Source organism: Paenibacillus sp. FSL H7-0331, from assembly GCF_001956045.1.
Window position 1 is genome coordinate 1 of the sequence record NZ_MRTH01000073.1, and the last position, 15,434, is coordinate 15,434.

At 46.2% G+C, this 15,434-nt stretch carries 13 protein-coding genes and 3 pseudogenes; 2 read left to right on the plus strand and 14 right to left on the minus strand.

All coding sequences use genetic code 11. The annotated features are described in order from the left end of the window. Positions 1-536: 536 nt before the first annotated feature. The 10 genes and pseudogenes from BK127_RS40150 to gap form a co-directional block, all read right to left on the minus strand. Positions 537-896: an MFS transporter gene (locus BK127_RS40150; protein ID WP_341165532.1), complete on the minus strand. Its 360-nt coding sequence runs from the start codon at positions 894-896 to the stop codon at positions 537-539. 346 nt (positions 897-1,242) lie between these two features. Next, positions 1,243-2,424: an MFS transporter gene (locus BK127_RS40155; RefSeq protein ID WP_076238269.1), complete on the minus strand. Its 1,182-nt coding sequence runs from the start codon at positions 2,422-2,424 to the stop codon at positions 1,243-1,245. A gap of 59 nt (positions 2,425-2,483) precedes the next feature. Then, the gene (locus tag BK127_RS45345) at positions 2,484-2,654 is read right to left on the minus strand and encodes a hypothetical protein (RefSeq protein WP_256711671.1); all 171 of its coding nucleotides are present in this window, start codon (positions 2,652-2,654) and stop codon (positions 2,484-2,486) included. Between the two features lie 28 nt (positions 2,655-2,682). Beyond that, a pseudogene (locus BK127_RS40160) lies at positions 2,683-3,165 on the minus strand (oxidoreductase). A gap of 679 nt (positions 3,166-3,844) precedes the next feature. Continuing rightward, positions 3,845-5,587, minus strand: a complete 1,743-nt coding sequence (gene cydC, locus BK127_RS40165) for a thiol reductant ABC exporter subunit CydC (protein WP_076238270.1) — start codon at positions 5,585-5,587, stop codon at positions 3,845-3,847. After that, positions 5,584-7,350 carry a thiol reductant ABC exporter subunit CydD gene (gene cydD / locus BK127_RS40170; RefSeq protein WP_076238271.1) on the minus strand — a complete coding sequence of 589 codons (1,767 nt, stop codon included), beginning with the start codon at positions 7,348-7,350 and terminating at the stop codon, positions 5,584-5,586. Before cydD ends, cydC begins: the two co-directional genes overlap by 4 nt. Before the next feature lie 41 nt (positions 7,351-7,391). Further along, positions 7,392-8,405 carry a cytochrome d ubiquinol oxidase subunit II gene (locus BK127_RS40175; protein ID WP_083689954.1) on the minus strand — a complete coding sequence of 338 codons (1,014 nt, stop codon included), beginning with the start codon at positions 8,403-8,405 and terminating at the stop codon, positions 7,392-7,394. Beyond that, positions 8,405-9,769 carry a cytochrome ubiquinol oxidase subunit I gene (locus tag BK127_RS40180; RefSeq protein WP_076238272.1) on the minus strand — a complete coding sequence of 455 codons (1,365 nt, stop codon included), beginning with the start codon at positions 9,767-9,769 and terminating at the stop codon, positions 8,405-8,407. The genes BK127_RS40175 and BK127_RS40180 overlap by 1 nt, the downstream gene beginning before the upstream one ends. A 176-nt stretch (positions 9,770-9,945) precedes the next feature. Continuing rightward, a complete protein-coding gene (locus BK127_RS40185) occupies positions 9,946-11,319 on the minus strand; it encodes an MFS transporter (protein ID WP_076238273.1) in 1,374 nt (457 codons plus the stop codon). A gap of 40 nt (positions 11,320-11,359) precedes the next feature. Then, positions 11,360-12,370, minus strand: a complete 1,011-nt coding sequence (gene gap, locus BK127_RS40190; protein ID WP_076238274.1) for a type I glyceraldehyde-3-phosphate dehydrogenase — start codon at positions 12,368-12,370, stop codon at positions 11,360-11,362. 221 nt (positions 12,371-12,591) lie between these two features. On the opposite strand from gap, the gene BK127_RS45350 reads away from it, so the two are divergent. Further along, positions 12,592-12,735 (plus strand): TetR/AcrR family transcriptional regulator, encoded by a 144-nt coding sequence (locus tag BK127_RS45350; RefSeq protein ID WP_372237418.1) that lies wholly within the window; start codon positions 12,592-12,594, stop codon positions 12,733-12,735. Continuing rightward, positions 12,680-13,066, plus strand: a complete 387-nt coding sequence (locus BK127_RS45965) for a TetR family transcriptional regulator C-terminal domain-containing protein (RefSeq protein ID WP_341165449.1) — start codon at positions 12,680-12,682, stop codon at positions 13,064-13,066. Before BK127_RS45350 ends, BK127_RS45965 begins: the two co-directional genes overlap by 56 nt. Here the strand turns inward: BK127_RS45965 and BK127_RS40200 are convergent. The 4 genes and pseudogenes from BK127_RS40200 to BK127_RS45970 all read right to left on the minus strand — a co-directional run. Next, a complete protein-coding gene (locus tag BK127_RS40200; RefSeq protein ID WP_076238275.1) occupies positions 13,026-13,556 on the minus strand; it encodes a class I SAM-dependent RNA methyltransferase in 531 nt (176 codons plus the stop codon). The genes BK127_RS45965 and BK127_RS40200 overlap by 41 nt on opposite strands. 47 nt (positions 13,557-13,603) lie before the next feature. Then, a pseudogene (locus tag BK127_RS40205) lies at positions 13,604-13,986 on the minus strand (YegS/Rv2252/BmrU family lipid kinase); the annotation flags it as partial. A gap of 17 nt (positions 13,987-14,003) precedes the next feature. Beyond that, positions 14,004-14,771 (minus strand): sirohydrochlorin chelatase, encoded by a 768-nt coding sequence (locus tag BK127_RS40210; protein ID WP_076238276.1) that lies wholly within the window; start codon positions 14,769-14,771, stop codon positions 14,004-14,006. A gap of 134 nt (positions 14,772-14,905) precedes the next feature. Beyond that, a pseudogene (locus BK127_RS45970) lies at positions 14,906-15,034 on the minus strand (glyceraldehyde 3-phosphate dehydrogenase NAD-binding domain-containing protein); the annotation flags it as partial. Between the last annotated feature and the right edge of the window lie 400 nt (positions 15,035-15,434).

Here is a 15,434-nt window from a genome sequence, read left to right on the forward strand (position 1 = left end):
GACTTTGGGGTATCTCACTCCCATTGAAGCTAGAAAAATCCCCTCATAAATATTGTCCAGTTTTATGTTGACAATCCACCCAATCAAAATGCGATAAAGGCAATGTGCCCTCATAGAGTAAGCAATTATCCATTTAAATGATTAAATGTAGGAGCTTTTGTGTTGTTTAACGACCATGTAGGAACTTTTGTGTCGTTGGACAGATGACAAGAACCTGGCTACATAAATGACAAGAACCTGATTACATTACATTCCCCACAGGTCTTTTAATGAGAACATAAAAATAAGGATGAACAATCCATCAGGATAATGCCAATGATGAGACCAATCAAGCCAATAACTTGGCTGGAATAGTGGAAAGGGGCTCCATTGACATGAAAGCAGAATACTGTCCAGAACAAGCTGAAGCATGCGAAATTAAAGGTACCAATCAACGTTCTTCGCGAAGCGTCCGATGCTTCCGGATAAGTCCGCCCATCGACAACAGCAGTTTAACATAGGAAGAATGGGACTGAACAGCGAAGTTGGGCAGCTTGCTACGAAGTAAGATGAACAGCAGCAGCATGAGAACCGCCGCAACCCCATACTTTAGCCTCCATCCCCACCACCCTCCAATTAATCGGCAACAGTTCTAGCGAGCACCCGATCAGCAGTCCACTAACCACGACACCTAACACCTCGCCCTGCTGTTCAGGTTCCGCCATCTGTGCAGCCAGCGTGATAATTACTTGTGGAATAACCGAGGCTAAACCCACCAGAAAACTGGCAGCATATAACCATACTAGACTTGGTGCGAGACTGGCGCCGACCAGTCCAATGGCTGCAGCGGTCATCAATATCAGCTTACGTCGGTTTACCATATCTCCGAGCGGTACAAAAAAACAGTCCCCGTGCATAGCCAATTTGAGTAATCATGGACACATAGCCTGTTGATTGGGAAGTAATCCCAAACGTAGCTTGTATCTGTGTAAGTAGCGGCTGATTGTAGTACAAATTGGCCACACAGACCCCAGACGCAACGGCCAGCAGAATAAAAAACCCCGAGTTAGTGCTACATTATGCCCTTTATTTACGGTTTGTTTCATTGTGTTCCCTTCCTTACAACTGCTTAATGACATGGACATTTTATTTAGTATAAATGAATCTACATAGGTCAATTAATAAGACCTTTTCCCAATGAAGAGTGACACTTTTTTTGATGCAATAAACAACAGTTTTAGCAACCAGATAAGTAAAAGCTCATTAGGGATGCAGATTCAACTTTTGGGCTAAAGGCTTACCATAAACTTTTATTCTGATAATAATCAATAGAAAAGCTAGTACAGTAAATCCAATTCCACTCCATACAAGTTGACGTACATCCCATTGCAAAAGAAACCAGCCACCGATAGTTGTTCCAATAGTTATTCCTAAATTCGCAAAGGTTATAAACAAGCTGTTCCCAAATTCAGGAGCTGACTGTGATTCGATGATCAGCCAGCTTTGTCCAATGATAAGTCCGCCGGCATGGACAATTCCCCATAGAAAGATTAGAACAAACATAGGAATAAAATGAATCCCTAAAAAATAAAGCATCATATAAATAAGTAGTAAGATTAAAGGAAATAAGGTTGCTGTGAGAGCAATGTTTTTCTGCACGAAGGCTCCAAATATGAAATTCCCCAAAATCATGACCAATCCAAATACGAATAACATAATGCTTATCCATGAGCCATTCACTTGTGTTACTTGTCCAAGATATTCAGCAAAGTAACTATATACAGAGAACATAGCTGCAAATAAACATATAACGGACGCAATGTTTAACCACAGAGCAGGTTTACGTAAAACACTGAGTTGTTGTCCATAAGTCATTTTTTCTTTAACAGGCATCGAAGGAAGCCAGATCAATATGCCGAAAAAGGCTATGATACTAATTATGGCACCAAACATGAATGCTACCTCAACTGAAATTCGCTCTGCAAGATAAGAGGTCAATGGCACACCAAATGCAAATCCTGCTGTAATACCTGTAAACACCTTGGTCACGGCTTGACTACTTTTCTCTGGAGAAACCAATGATGCTGCCACCACAAGAGCTACAGAAAAGAAAGCAGAATGCGCCAGTGCGGGAATAATCCGAAATACCACCATTACGTTGAAGCTCATAGTAAAAATATAAACAACGTTGGAGACCGCAAACATTAGCACCGATATTAACAAAATGAATTTACGATTTATACCTGAAGATAGCAAGGTTATAAAAGGCCCTGACAATGCTACGACCAAGGCAAAAATACTGACAAGTATTCCTGCCGCTGAGGTAGTTATGTGGAATTTTTGTACTACCTGAGGTAGCACACCTATAATCCCCATTTCTGTTGTGATTATTCCGAATACACCTAAAGCCAAAATCACAATTAGCAAAGGGTTAGTCTTTGTCATTAGATTTTCCACCTTTTCACAATAAAGATCCGATAACCCAAAGTACCTTTATTAATAATTTACTGAAATCCTAGAGCATACTGCTTAGGAATGCTATTCGCCTGTTTGAGGGACTCTGCAGCAGTTAATGCCCAATATGGATTTTTCAGCATTCCTCGGCCTATAGCAAAAAGGTCAGTATCTTCAGGCATCTCACTTTTGGCTGGAGCAATCACCTCTTTACCAAACAAGGTTAGATCCTGACCCTATTCATCTGTTCTATGATTCGTTAACGGTGAATGGAATTGTTGAATGAGGTAGCCCATGTGCGCCATGAAGCTCGATGACGTCCACTCCGGCCTGTACTGCACGTTTTACGCCAAGACGGAACTTCTCCACCATTCCCTTCCCTTCTTCCGTAGTAAGTTCCCGCGGAGTCTTGGATTTAGAACTAAATGGAATTGCTGAAGGGGCAACCGGAACAGCCGCATCCTCTGCCTTACTTCCAGCATGGGCAATCTGAATTCCAACCCTTGCGCCATGCATGAACAGCATCTAGAATTCTGGCTAAGGCAGGGATTTGTTCATCGTTCCAGATTCCAAGATCGTAATCAGAAATATACGGCCATCCGGGTCTACATCTGTCATTTCTATAATGATCAATCCAGCTCCACCAATTTCCCGACTAACATAGTGATTGTAGTGCCAGTCATTAGCAATACCATCTTTGTTGACTACGGAATATTGACACATCGGAGGCATAACGACTTAAGTTTTTGAGCTCAAATGAGTTAAATATATAATTCATAATTTTTCTCCCTTTTGTATGCTATTCGATCCTAAGATCTACTTGTCGTTTGTAATTATCAGCACCAATATATTAAATGCATGTGAATGCATTTGATATATTAAAAATTTTTTTATTGTCAACTATAGTTTCTTCCTCATTCGGTTGCTACCAAGGGTTCCATAAATGTTTAAAAAATATAATACCGTTAGCAAAGAAACATAACAAACAACGATACCTTGTGGCAGTCAGGATTCAACAATGCGTATAAATGCCTTCGGGTACTATTACTTTGGCTAATTTTATCTGCATCCTTCGGTTATCTCTTAAATAAATGAAACATTGTACTAGCTCATAATGAGTAAAAACAGAAACATATTTTACCATCTAAAATCCAATGATGGGTGCCTTATGCTACTTGCAGCTCGTTTTTAATTTATTCAAGTGAAGCTCTGTTTGTCGTGGCAGTATGCACAAACTCAATAATGCTAGCGAACTTCTGTTTCCCGTATGTGGTGGATGGTCTGGGTAAAAACAGTACCGTAAAGGTCGCATAAAAAAAGATAGGAAAACTGAATCAACAACCAGTATAGTAAAATTGCGTGCTAGCTTCGAACTTGGACACCTTGATTACGTGTTCCGTATCCAATAAAATCAGAAATTAAATGCGTAGTCCCCCGTTTCGCCGATTAATTGTAACTCAATTTGTTTCATCTTATAAAAATAGCCGTTTTGCTCCATCAACTCGGAATAAGAACCCGTTTCGATCACCCTTCCTTGCTCCATAACGACGATTCTGTCCATTCCTTCCAAACCGTTAAGCCGGTGACAGATTAGCAGAAGCGTATCTTCGGACGCTTGCTCGTATAGGTGCGTCAAAACACGTTGCTCTGTCACATAGTCCAGCGAAGACGTCGGCTCATCCAGCAGCCATAGCTTTCCCTTGCGAAGCATGGCCCGCGCCAGGGCCAAGCGCTGTTTTTCGCCATCCGATAAATTTTCTCCCTTTTCGTACACGGGGTCCGTTAACGAAATGGTCGGCAATTGCACTTTAGCGAGGATATCCAACAGGTCGCCGTCGGAATGGTCCTCAGCATCCATGAGCAAGTTATCTCGGATCGTTCCTCGGAAAAAATGGCTTTGCTGCAGCACGACATTAGCCGGTTTCCAAATGCTCGACTCCTCCAGCTCTTGTACCGATACGCCGTTCAGTCGCAAATCCCCAGCCGTTGGCGTACGCAGCTTGAGCAACAACTCAATCAACGTGGACTTTCCCGAACCGCTAGGTCCGACAATCGCCGTTTTGGATCCTGGTGGAATTTGCAACGAAAAGTTCTTTAACGCTGGCCTCCACTCCCCTTCATATTGAAAGGAAACGCCGGATAGTTCAATAGAAACGGCATGGTCGGTATTCAACGTACGACTTGGCTGCACTGGCTGCATGGCAGGAGTTAATACTGCTTCCGTCAGCCGCTTGGCTGCATGTTCGCTATCTTGCTTATATGCTGGCAACGTGGCCATAGCCGCTGCTTCTTCAAATACAGTTAATGAGGCCATGACAAGCATAGCCAGATATACGCCAGCTAGCGTTCCATCCGATATCAGATAAGCACCAAGTGCCAACACCCCCCAGGAAATCAGATATGTGACAAAGGTATGCATCGATTGTCCACGTAGCAGTTGTCCGGCCGCTCGCTGCTGCTCGGCTGCCAATGTAGCAGAAGCTTGGCGAAGTTGCTGTTCCTGCTGCGCAAGCTGCCCATAAACTTTAAGATCCCGGAAACCATACAACATCTCTGTTACTTCCGTAGACAACAGCGCTCGCTGCTTGCGAACATGCCCATTGATTTTCCGATATCCTAGCAATACGATTCCCGGCACGACCAATACGGTTCCCAGCATACCGAGTAGCATCAAGCAAGCCATCCAGAAAGAAAAGGAGGCGGTAGCCAGCATTGTCGTCAAGAACACCATGACAACAATGATCGGCGGATACGCGACGCGTAAAAAATAGTGCTGCAAACTCTCTACATCCCCAACGATTCGTGCAAGCAGATCCCCGCTTCGGTTTTTATTTAAAATGCCTGGCGTTAAGGGAATGAGCTTGGCAAAAAAGGATGATCGCAAACGGCTAAGCATAGAGAATGTCGCTCGGTGTGAATATAAGCGCTCGCCATAACGACTCACCGCTCGAAGTAAACCAAGCAGCTTGACCAACGAAGTAAGTACGATCAGCGTATAAAGCGGAGGTGCAAACACCGTTTGCGAAATCAGATATCCGCTCGCAGAAAAGAGGATCACACCGGCAATACCGGCGACAAATCCGCCTAAAATCGAAAGAATAATATCTTTGCGCTCCCGAATCATAGCTTGGAACAAAATAGCCAACTCGTTCATCCCGGCACCCCTTTGCGTTGGACATCGACCATCTCTGCATACGCAGGCAGGCGTTTCATAAGCTCGTCGTGATGTCCCGAGCCCATTAGGACGCCATGGTCCATAAACAAAATGTTGTCCGCATTTCGAATGGTATACAATCGGTGAGCCACCGTAATCATCGTCGCCGATTGTGCCAAGGTTCCAATCGAATGTTGCAGGATGCTCTCGGTGTGAAGATCGAGTCCGACGGTCGGCTCATCGAACAAAATAATGGAAGGTCGCTTCAAAAAAGCCCGCGCTACGGCAAGCCGTTGCTTTTCCCCACCGGATAGTCCTCTACCGCCTTCACCGACAGGTGTATCAAATCCCTGCTCCAGTTGGGATACAACCTTCGAAAGACCCGCGTCCGCAGCCGCCGCCTCAATTTCAGCCCTAGAGACTTTCCGCCCGGCACCGATCGCGATATTATCGGCGAAGGTACCTGCAAAAATGTAAGGATGCTGCGTAATGTAGCTAATATGTTCGAACCATATCGTCTCATTCTGTTGAGTAAGCGGGTTTCCATTCACTAAAATGGTCCCCGACGCCGGTTTTAGTAATCCCGCTATAAGATGGAGCAAGGTTGTTTTGCCGGATCCGCTATGACCAACAAGGGCAATATGATCTCCTGGTCCAATTGTGATCGAACCTGTATTCAGCTCAAATGAGTCAGGTGCATACTGAAACCGGACATTGTCCAGTTCAATGGTGGGCGGCATTGGAAACAGCTTCTTCGGAAATGTCCGGAGCCCTATCGGCTGATCCTTCAGATCGTTTTTATCGTTCGTGTCCGCGAGCATGGTTTCAACCTTGCTAATCGCCCCCATACTGGTTCGCCCATTGTGAAAAGCTGTGCCCGAACTCTTTAGTAAGCTGTAAAACTCGGGCACGAGCAACAAAACAAAAAAGGCCGTGTGAAACGACATCGATTTGAAGACAAGCAGCTGAATGGCCAGTTCGAGAGCAACAATCCCGATGCTCAGCAGCACAATCGATTCCAGCATGAGGGTATTCGTAAACGCAATCTTCAAAATATCCATTGTGGCATCACGGTATCTTAAGCTACTGCGTTCGATTTCTTGCTGCTGACGGCGGGCCCGTCCGAATATTTTTAACGTAACGAGCCCTTGAAGGGAATCTAGAAATGTACCGGCAAACTCGGCCAACTGCGCATACTTTTCTTCTGATTTATTTTTCGTTTTCAGCCCCACCAAAATCATAAAAATCGGGATAAACGGAGCCGTAACCAGCATGATGATCCCTGAATTGGCATGTTGGGTAAACGTAACGACTAAAATCAGAATGGGGATAATGACCGTTTCCACCATACGCGGGATGTATTGACTGAAATAACTATCCGCCTCATCCACAGCATCCAGCGCCATACTGACCTTTCCCCCCGTTTGCCCTCGAAGAGAGGAAGGCATGGAAGCATGCGTAAAATTCTGAAGCACGGCTGCTCGCATATTTTTTTTGGCGGTTGCTGCCATTTGCAAACCAACTGTCCCGTTCCCATATGACAACAGTGTACGTATCGCCATCACGACCAGTAGGATGCCGAGCAGTAGGGCAACCGATGAAAAAGATACTCTCTCCACAAAGATCCGCTGGACGGCTTCAGCCAGCAATGCAGCCTGACTTACAATGGCGGCGCCTAGTGCGAGCGAGATGAATGCCAGGTAAATGAGACGTTTGCGTTGGGCAGTCATCTGTATAGCGATTAAGCTTCTTTTCCCCTTCACCAACTCAACTCCTTTATGGTAATAGCCTGCGAGTAATCGGCCTATTTTTCCCCTTTCACGTAATCCGCATCGAACAGGAACAGCTTGAAAACCAAAATAAGGGAAGGAATCAATAGACACATGCCCCCGATAAATACGACAACTAGCGCGAAACCCATTGAGGATGAGGTGACGCTGCTCTGAATCGTAATGTAGGGATCAAGAATATAGGGATACTGCCCAATCCCGTAAGCGGAAAAGGCACAGAAAAATTGCAGCATGATGCAAACAAATGCTAGCCCATAGCGGCGGCCGCGGTATAACAGCCACATCGCAATCATGAAAAAGGCAACAGAAAGTGCAAGCAGCCACCATAAATCCATCATATTTTGATAATGTCGCTCATTGTGTTGCCCCAAATAGATAAAGGCCGTCAGGGCGATAATAATCGTCGGTGTGCTCCAGAAAAGCGCATAGGTCCGCATAAGCTTTAGCGCAACGTGATCCTCTGCCCGTGAAGCGTAAAACGCCAGAAAACAGGCGCTAATAAACAAGACAGACACAATCGCCAATCCAACGATGCTCCACGACAATGGATTGGTAAATAAAGCCCAGTAATCCAGAGAAACCGTCTGATCCTGCTTCAAGATAAAGCCGCCTTCAGACAGGGCCAGTGTCACGGACAACGAAGCCGGGATCAGCAAACCCGATGCGCCGTACAAAAACAGATAGACGATATTATTTTTGGAACCATAGTTTTCAAATGCATAGAACGAACCGCGAATAGCAAGCAGCACGATCGCAACACTCCCCGGAACAATCAGCGCCGAGCCATAGTAATAGGCTGTATCCGGAAAAAATCCGATCATGCCGATGTAGAAAAAGACGAAAAATACATTTGTGATCTCCCATACGGGTGACAAATAACGAGAAATCAGACGATTTATGAGGGGGTCCTGCTTGGTCAAGTGGGCATAAAAGGCAAAGAAACCGGCTCCAAAGTCAATGGAGGCTATAATAAGATACCCGTACAAAAACAGCCAAAGTACCGAAATCCCAATCAAATCGTAACTCATCAGGCATGCCCTCCCTTCCCCGTCCTCTTGTCGCCCGCATGCTGCGCCCACTTCTCCATCTCAGTTTCTGCCGGATTATTGTTGAATAAGCGCCGAAGTACAAGAACGCTAACCATGCCTAAAACGATGTAGAGAAGAAGGAAGAGGAAAAAAAGAATTCTCACGCTTGGCGATGTCGTCGCCGCTTCTTCTACACGCATATATCCTCGTAAAATCCACGGCTGCCGCCCCAACTCGGCGTAAAACCAGCCCAGCTCGACTCCCAGGAATGCGAGCGGCGCACCTAAAGCAATAATGCGGAGTAGCCATTTGTTGTGCTCATTGTGTTTTTTCCATAATGTAAATAGGAAATACAGAACGGATATGCCCAATAACGCAAACCCTATGCCAGCCATCAAGTCAAAAAAATAATGCACAAGGAGCGGAGGTTGTTCATCTGGAGGAAATTCATTCAGACCTGTTACTTTCGCGTTAAAATTTCCAAAAGCCAGGAAGCTGAGAATCTTCGGCAGGTGAAGTGCGCCTATAATTTTATGCTCGGCATTAAGCCATCCAAATAGAATCAAATCCGCGCCGCTCTCGGTCTCAAAATGCCATTCCGCAGCAGCCAGCTTTTCCGGTTGATGCTCGGCCAAGAACTTGGCGGACGAATCTCCAGCTACTATGTTTAGCAGTCCGAACAACATGACAACGGCCATCATAAGCTTTAACGCTTTTTTGTGGTATCCAGTGACCCCTTTTCTAAGCATCGTAAAGGCCGCAATTCCTGCTAGCAGAGCCGCTCCTGTTAAGTAGGCCGAGCTTAATACATGGAACACTTTGGAGAACGTCGCCGTATTCAGCATCGCTTGCACCGGGTTAACGGCTGTAAATTGTCCACCTTGCATGGTAAATCCCCCAGGTTGGTTCATAAAACCATTCACAGTCGTGATAAAAACAGCAGACATGCCTGCCCCTACGACAATGGGGAGTGTGAGCAGCCAATGAATATATGGGTTCTTGAACCGATCCCACGTATACAGATAAATGCCTAGAAAGATAGCTTCAAAAAAGAATGCAAATACCTCCATGAATAACGGAAGCGCAATAACGTTCCCCGCCAACTTCATAAAATTCGGCCACACCAATGCCAGTTGCAGTGAGATTGCCGTTCCTGTTACGACACCGACTGCGACGGATATAACAAACCCCCGCGACCACCTCTTAGCCATCAGTGTGTAGTGAGAATCTTGCTTGCGGATGCCGATGAGCTCAGCAATCGCGATCATGAGAGGGATACCGACACCAATCGTCGCGAATATCATATGGAACCCTAGTGTCATTCCTGTCACCAGCTTGCTCCATAGTACCGTATCAATTCCCATTCCTTACTGCCTCCCTTCCAAAGCGATTTGTAATTTGAGTTGATTATATCTCTGTCCTTCAGCAGTTCAATCGCGGTCACATCTTCTCCCATATTCGTTCAAGAAAGGATCAATTCTTTCTGACAACTTGATGAAACCGATAACGTTTCAGCTCGCCTTGCATGAGATGAAGAAAGCTACACGGCACTTTGGGCTAGTCGTCTCACGTACAGAAAAGCACATAAATTGGCCAAAACCGCTACCACGGCTAGTCCCCAGAATAGGTTTGCATACGCATGGCTAGGCGGAAGATGTTCTTGCCATTCCATTGCGCTAGACAAAATGGCAATGCTGAATGCGCCGCTGATAAACTGCATCAGTTGAAACAATCCCGTGCCTGAGCCAATTTGAGAAGAGGGCAATATGCACGAAATTTCGTTTGAAACGCTACTGCTGATGATAGCAAAGCCTAAGCTCATCAGCATGTACACGAACACATTCGCTACCCAAAATTGGGTACCCACTCCTGCAAACAATACGGCCGCCAATAGTACGAGTATAGGAGTCGTGCGCAACATGCTGCTGTTTCCCCGCTTGTCGATCATCGCCCCGATCATTCTTGATAGCAGTGTGGACAAAATAGCCCCCGGAAAAATAACAAAACCGGCCTGACTTGCGCTCAAATCAAAATGTTTCAATAGCATTTGCGGCAACAAAAACAGCGCGGCAAAGTTGCATAAATAGGACAAGACCCCGATTAAGGCAAGCACAAGATAGCTTCTGTTAGCCAATAACGACGGAAGCACAAACGGGTGCTTCGCTCGGCGGATACGCAGAGAAAAGAAGAGCAGTCCCGAGATTCCGATCAACAAGGCAATGGGATGATAGTTGGTCAAAAATAGCAACAAACCCGCCGTACCGGCGCTCAAAGTCAATGCCCCCAGTAAATCAAAAGGGCGTTTGGGAAGCGACTCTTTTGGAATATACCGCACAAGCAGTGGGGCAATGCACAACAGCAAGGATGTAATTGCAAAAAGATATTTCCAACCCAGATATTGAACCACCAAGCCACCAATCACAGGACCAAGTCCAAACCCCAGTGATACTGAGGACATGATGAACGTCATCGATTTTCCCCGACGCGCCAACGGTACATAACGGGTCAGAAGCACGATGGACAAGGAGATCGCCGCACCGGCACCGGCAGCTTGCACAACGCGGGCCGCAAGCAGCACCCAGAAATGGTTGCTCAGCATCGCCCCAACCGACGCGCCTCCCGTCAAAACCAGACTAATGGCGAACAACCTCTTCAATGGAACAAAATCAGACAACCGGCTGTAGGTGATCGAGGAGATGGCGAACATGATAGAATAGCCGGTGACCGTCAACGAAACGATGGATGATGGTAAGTTAAAAGAATGGTTTAAATCGTTTAACGCCAAATTAAACATGGACGTATTCATAGTGACCAACACAACCGTAATGCAAAGCAACGTAATTAGGACGCCTTCATGGGAAAGAAGGAGCACTTCGTTTTTCTCGACCTTCGTGTTGTGGAGTGCGTCCTTCATGGGATTTTCCTTCTTTCATCTTTTGATTTTGGAAAGTTATTTACTTAGCGATCTTAGCGAAGTGCTCCAGAGTGCGAACCAATTGAGCAGTGTAAGACATTTCATTATCGTACCAGGCTACGGTTTTCACCAGTTGCTGGTCCCCTACCGTCAGAACTTTTGTTTGAGTGGCATCAAAAAGTGATCCGAATGTCATCCCCTTAACATCGGAAGATACAATCTCGTCTTCCGTGTATCCGTAAGTTTCCGGATCGGACGCTTCTTTCATAGCGGCGTTAATTTCCTCGACCGTTACCGTAGTGTTCAATACGGCAACGAGCTCAGTTACGGAGCCTGTTGCTACAGGTACACGTTGAGAAGCGCCATCAAGTTTGCCCTTCAGTTCGGGAAGAACGAGGCCAATGGCTTTTGCAGCACCGGTGGAATAGGGAACAATGTTCTCTGCAGCGGCGCGTGCTGCTCGGAAGTCTCCATTTGGATTCGGAGCATCAAGTGAATTCTGGTTGCTCGTATAAGCGTGAACTGTCGTCATTAGCCCAGATTGGATACCGAACTTATCGTGCAAAGCTTTAGCCATAGGGGCTAGGCAGTTCGTTGTGCAGGAAGCACCGGAAATAACCGTTTCCGTTCCATCCAGCGTGTCATGGTTCACGTTGTATACGATCGTTTTCATATCGCCTGTAGCAGGGGCGGAAATGACGACTTTCTTCGCTCCCCCTTTCAGGTGAAGCTCAGCTTTTTCTTTCGTGGTGAAGAAGCCTGTACATTCGAGAACGATGTCAACCCCAAGCTCTCCCCATGGAAGTTCTTCAGGATTCCGCGTAGCCAGAACCTTAACCTCTTTCCCGTTTACTTTGAAGGTTCCGTCATGGACTTCAATGTCACCGTGAAAAGTGCCTTGCGTTGTATCATATTTGAGCAGATGAGCCAACATTTTAGCATTCGTAAGGTCGTTAATTGCTACAACCTCGACGCCTTCCACATCTTGAATTCGGCGAAAAGCGAGTCGTCCGATCCGTCCAAAGCCGTTAATGCCTACTTTTACAGTCATTCTCAAGTCCTCCTATAAGTTTTATTTATTCCAAAGAGGCGAATACCTCTCATGAAATCAAAATGGCTCGGCGCTATTTCATTCTGGACCGTCTTGTTTTAAAATAAAAGGTACCGAATGGTATCATTTATTTTAGCATAATTCTAGTGAATGGCAAGGTCGGAATTGTGTATAATTTGTTTATAATAAATGATTAGAATAAGGTTCATACGGAGGAGCTCATGAAAAAAGGGGACAGAACACGGGAACAAATCATTATGAAATCGGCTGAAATTTTTAACCAGAGAGGATATGCCGGTACATCGCTAAATGATATTATTGGCGACACCGGAATCAAGAAAGGGGGCATCTATCGTTGCCAGTAAAGACGAGATAGCGCTTGAAGCCTACAATTATGCTGCCAGTTTGGTCACCAGAAAATTTTCTGAGGCGGTCGATCAAGAGCAGTCTGCGTCAGGAAGGTTGATTGCTTTTTTTCGTGTCTATGAGGATGTCGTCAACGATCCACCATTTATTGGCGGATGCCCCATGCAGAATACAGCTGTAGAAAGTGACGATACTCATGCGGAGCTTTATGGTCGAGCAAGGCAGGGGCTGCATACCTTCTTGGATATGATGAAAAGTATTATTCGTGACGGGATTAAAGCTGGGGAGTTTAGGGGTGATCTGGATTCGTTTTGCATTTTCCTTGAATGATTCGATGGCTACCCTGCGCATAGAATCCGCCAATGAGGCCGCCGCGCTCTTCTCCAAAAGGAACCTGCGCCTTATTCCGATACCGCCACGGATCGGACATTCCCAGCGTGGGATGGACAACGATCCCTTCAAAGGCTTCCCCCGCCACATCCAGCTTCCCAATCCGCTGCAAATTATCCACAACCTGCTGCCGCTTCACGCGAAGCTGCGCCTCATAACTGAGGTGCTGCAGCTGACAGCCACCGCATCCCTCATAAATGCCGCAAACCGGCATAACACGCTCCACACTCTCTTCCACCAGTTCAAGCAGCCGAGCATGCCCATACTGCTTCTTCACATGCTCCACCCGCACCAGAGCACGCTCACCAGGCGGCGCACCAGCGACAAAAAGGGTAAAGCCGTTCACACTGCCTACTCCTTCCCCATCATGGCTGATCCCGATGATCTCAGCCTCGTATTGCTGTCCGATCTTCACCGGCAGATCCGCCATCCAGGCCAGAGCCGCTTTCGGCGCATAATTACCTGCTCTTCTGTCCGCAAGTTTCCTCGCACAATGTCGGTCGTGTACTGCTGGATGATCAGGTCGCATGCCTGCTCCAGATTCTTGGGAATGCCGAGCGCACGGGCAAAATCGTTGGTCGTCCCCAGTGGCAAAATGCCCAGCGGCGGCCGCCCCTCTTTCTCGGCCATACCGTTCACGACTTCGCACAAGGTGCCGTCTCCGCCTGCGGCGATAATGAGATCAAAGCCACGATTCACGGCCTCAGCCGCGGCAAGTGTGGCGTCTCCTTCACCGATAGTCGCGTGAGCGGATGTTTCAAAACCGCCGCGCTCTAAGCGCTGAAGGATTTCTGGCAGGCGTTTCTTAGTTTCTTCCCGTCCAGAAGTCGGGTATAGATCAGTCTTGCTCTTTTGACCATTGTGTCTCCTCACCTGTTCACCGTCTCGAATTTGCGGAAGCAATCTGCTTCTCCATCCACTTGGAAATTAGCGGACTTGGTAGCAGCGCCCGTCCATTATATTTATATGCAAATCCCTTCAAACGGGAAGGGACTACTTGATTCGTGAAATAGCCCTCACTCAGAAAAAGCGGCGCCACAATAACAGTATGTCCAGGCTTCTTATCCGCCCACTCTGTCATTTTAGAATGCACTTGATCCGGCAACAGCATAGCAACACGCGCCTCGTCATAGCCGCCTAGAGCTTTCAAACGCCCTGCTAACTGCTCTAAGCCTTGAAGCCACTTATGATGAAAGCCCTCTTCTTGACTTCCGTGCCCAATCAGCAGAAGGATTTCCTGCGTTGGCGATTCGGACAGTTCCTTGATTTTGTCATAAATAATCTCAGCAATAACAGGATCGTCATCAATCGGCGATGTACAATGAATACGTGCCTTGATATCAAAAGGCTTCATGTCCGTCTCCAGCAGCGGCTGTTTGATGACTCCTAAGGAGTAGCTGATTTCATCAATATGTGTACTCCCTGAGGACACGAACAGAGGAACGACGATGATATCCGTCACACCTTGCGCCTCTAAGCTAGTAATACCGTCTTGAATCAACCGACCTTCCACCAGCTCCAGATATGAGGCATAAATAGGAACGTCTGCCGGCAAATGAATCGCAGTTACGGCTTCGTCAACGAGGTCAACCCAGCCTTTATCCCTTGATCCATGGCTTATAACCAGGACACCAACCTTACTCATTATGTTCTCCCCACCCGTTCTATCCATGGCTACAATCCTATGCTAACGAATGTGTTCCCACATGTTAATTGAGCCCTTAATAAACAGCAAAAATCCCGCATTACACTTGGTAATGCAGGATCTTGTATTCTTTTATGATACAAATGATTAACGTTCGTAAGGTCGTTAATTGCTACAACCTCGACACCTTCCACATCTTGAATTCGGCGAAAAGCGAGTCGTCCGATCCGTCCAAAGCTGTTAATACCTACTTTTACAGTCATTCACAAGTCCTCCTATAAGTTTTATTTATTCCAAAGAGGCGAATACCTCTCATGAAATCAAAATGGCTCGGCGCTATTTCATTCTGGACCGTCTTGTGCTAAAATAAAAGGTACCGAACGGTATCTTTTATTTTAGCACAATTCTAGTGAATGGCAAGGTCGTAATTGTATGATGGTAAATCATCATTTCTTAAAGCACGACAGTTCGACTATAGTCTCGTTATTGGATGCAGCAATTCCTTATCAGGATGGAATCACTCTTTGCTCTAAGATCAAGAAAGATAATGAGGTGCCGGTTATCTTGGTGACTCATAACGACCATTAGATGCTGGAGAGTTTTCAAGCTGGCGCTGATGACTCTAAACAACATGTAAAGGAGTTGCGCCATGACGATTAGTCA

Excerpts from the sequence above, each read along its gene's own strand:
- BK127_RS40200 (WP_076238275.1), bottom strand. The coding sequence starts at position 13,556 with ATGGCGGATCTGCCGGTGAAGATCGGACAGCAATACGAGGCTGAGATC.
- BK127_RS45965 (WP_341165449.1), top strand. The coding sequence starts at position 12,680 with ATGATATTATTGGCGACACCGGAATCAAGAAAGGGGGCATCTATCGTT.
- BK127_RS40185 (WP_076238273.1), bottom strand. The coding sequence starts at position 11,319 with ATGAAGGACGCACTCCACAACACGAAGGTCGAGAAAAACGAAGTGCTC.
- BK127_RS45350 (WP_372237418.1), top strand. The coding sequence starts at position 12,592 with ATGAAAAAAGGGGACAGAACACGGGAACAAATCATTATGAAATCGGCT.
- BK127_RS40155 (WP_076238269.1), bottom strand. The coding sequence starts at position 2,424 with ATGACAAAGACTAACCCTTTGCTAATTGTGATTTTGGCTTTAGGTGTA.
- BK127_RS40210 (WP_076238276.1), bottom strand. The coding sequence starts at position 14,771 with ATGAGTAAGGTTGGTGTCCTGGTTATAAGCCATGGATCAAGGGATAAA.
- BK127_RS40150 (WP_341165532.1), bottom strand. The coding sequence starts at position 896 with ATGCACGGGGACTGTTTTTTTGTACCGCTCGGAGATATGGTAAACCGA.
- cydC (WP_076238270.1), bottom strand. The coding sequence starts at position 5,587 with ATGAACGAGTTGGCTATTTTGTTCCAAGCTATGATTCGGGAGCGCAAA.
- BK127_RS40180 (WP_076238272.1), bottom strand. The coding sequence starts at position 9,769 with ATGGGAATTGATACGGTACTATGGAGCAAGCTGGTGACAGGAATGACA.
- BK127_RS40175 (WP_083689954.1), bottom strand. The coding sequence starts at position 8,405 with ATGAGTTACGATTTGATTGGGATTTCGGTACTTTGGCTGTTTTTGTAC.
- gap (WP_076238274.1), bottom strand. The coding sequence starts at position 12,370 with ATGACTGTAAAAGTAGGCATTAACGGCTTTGGACGGATCGGACGACTC.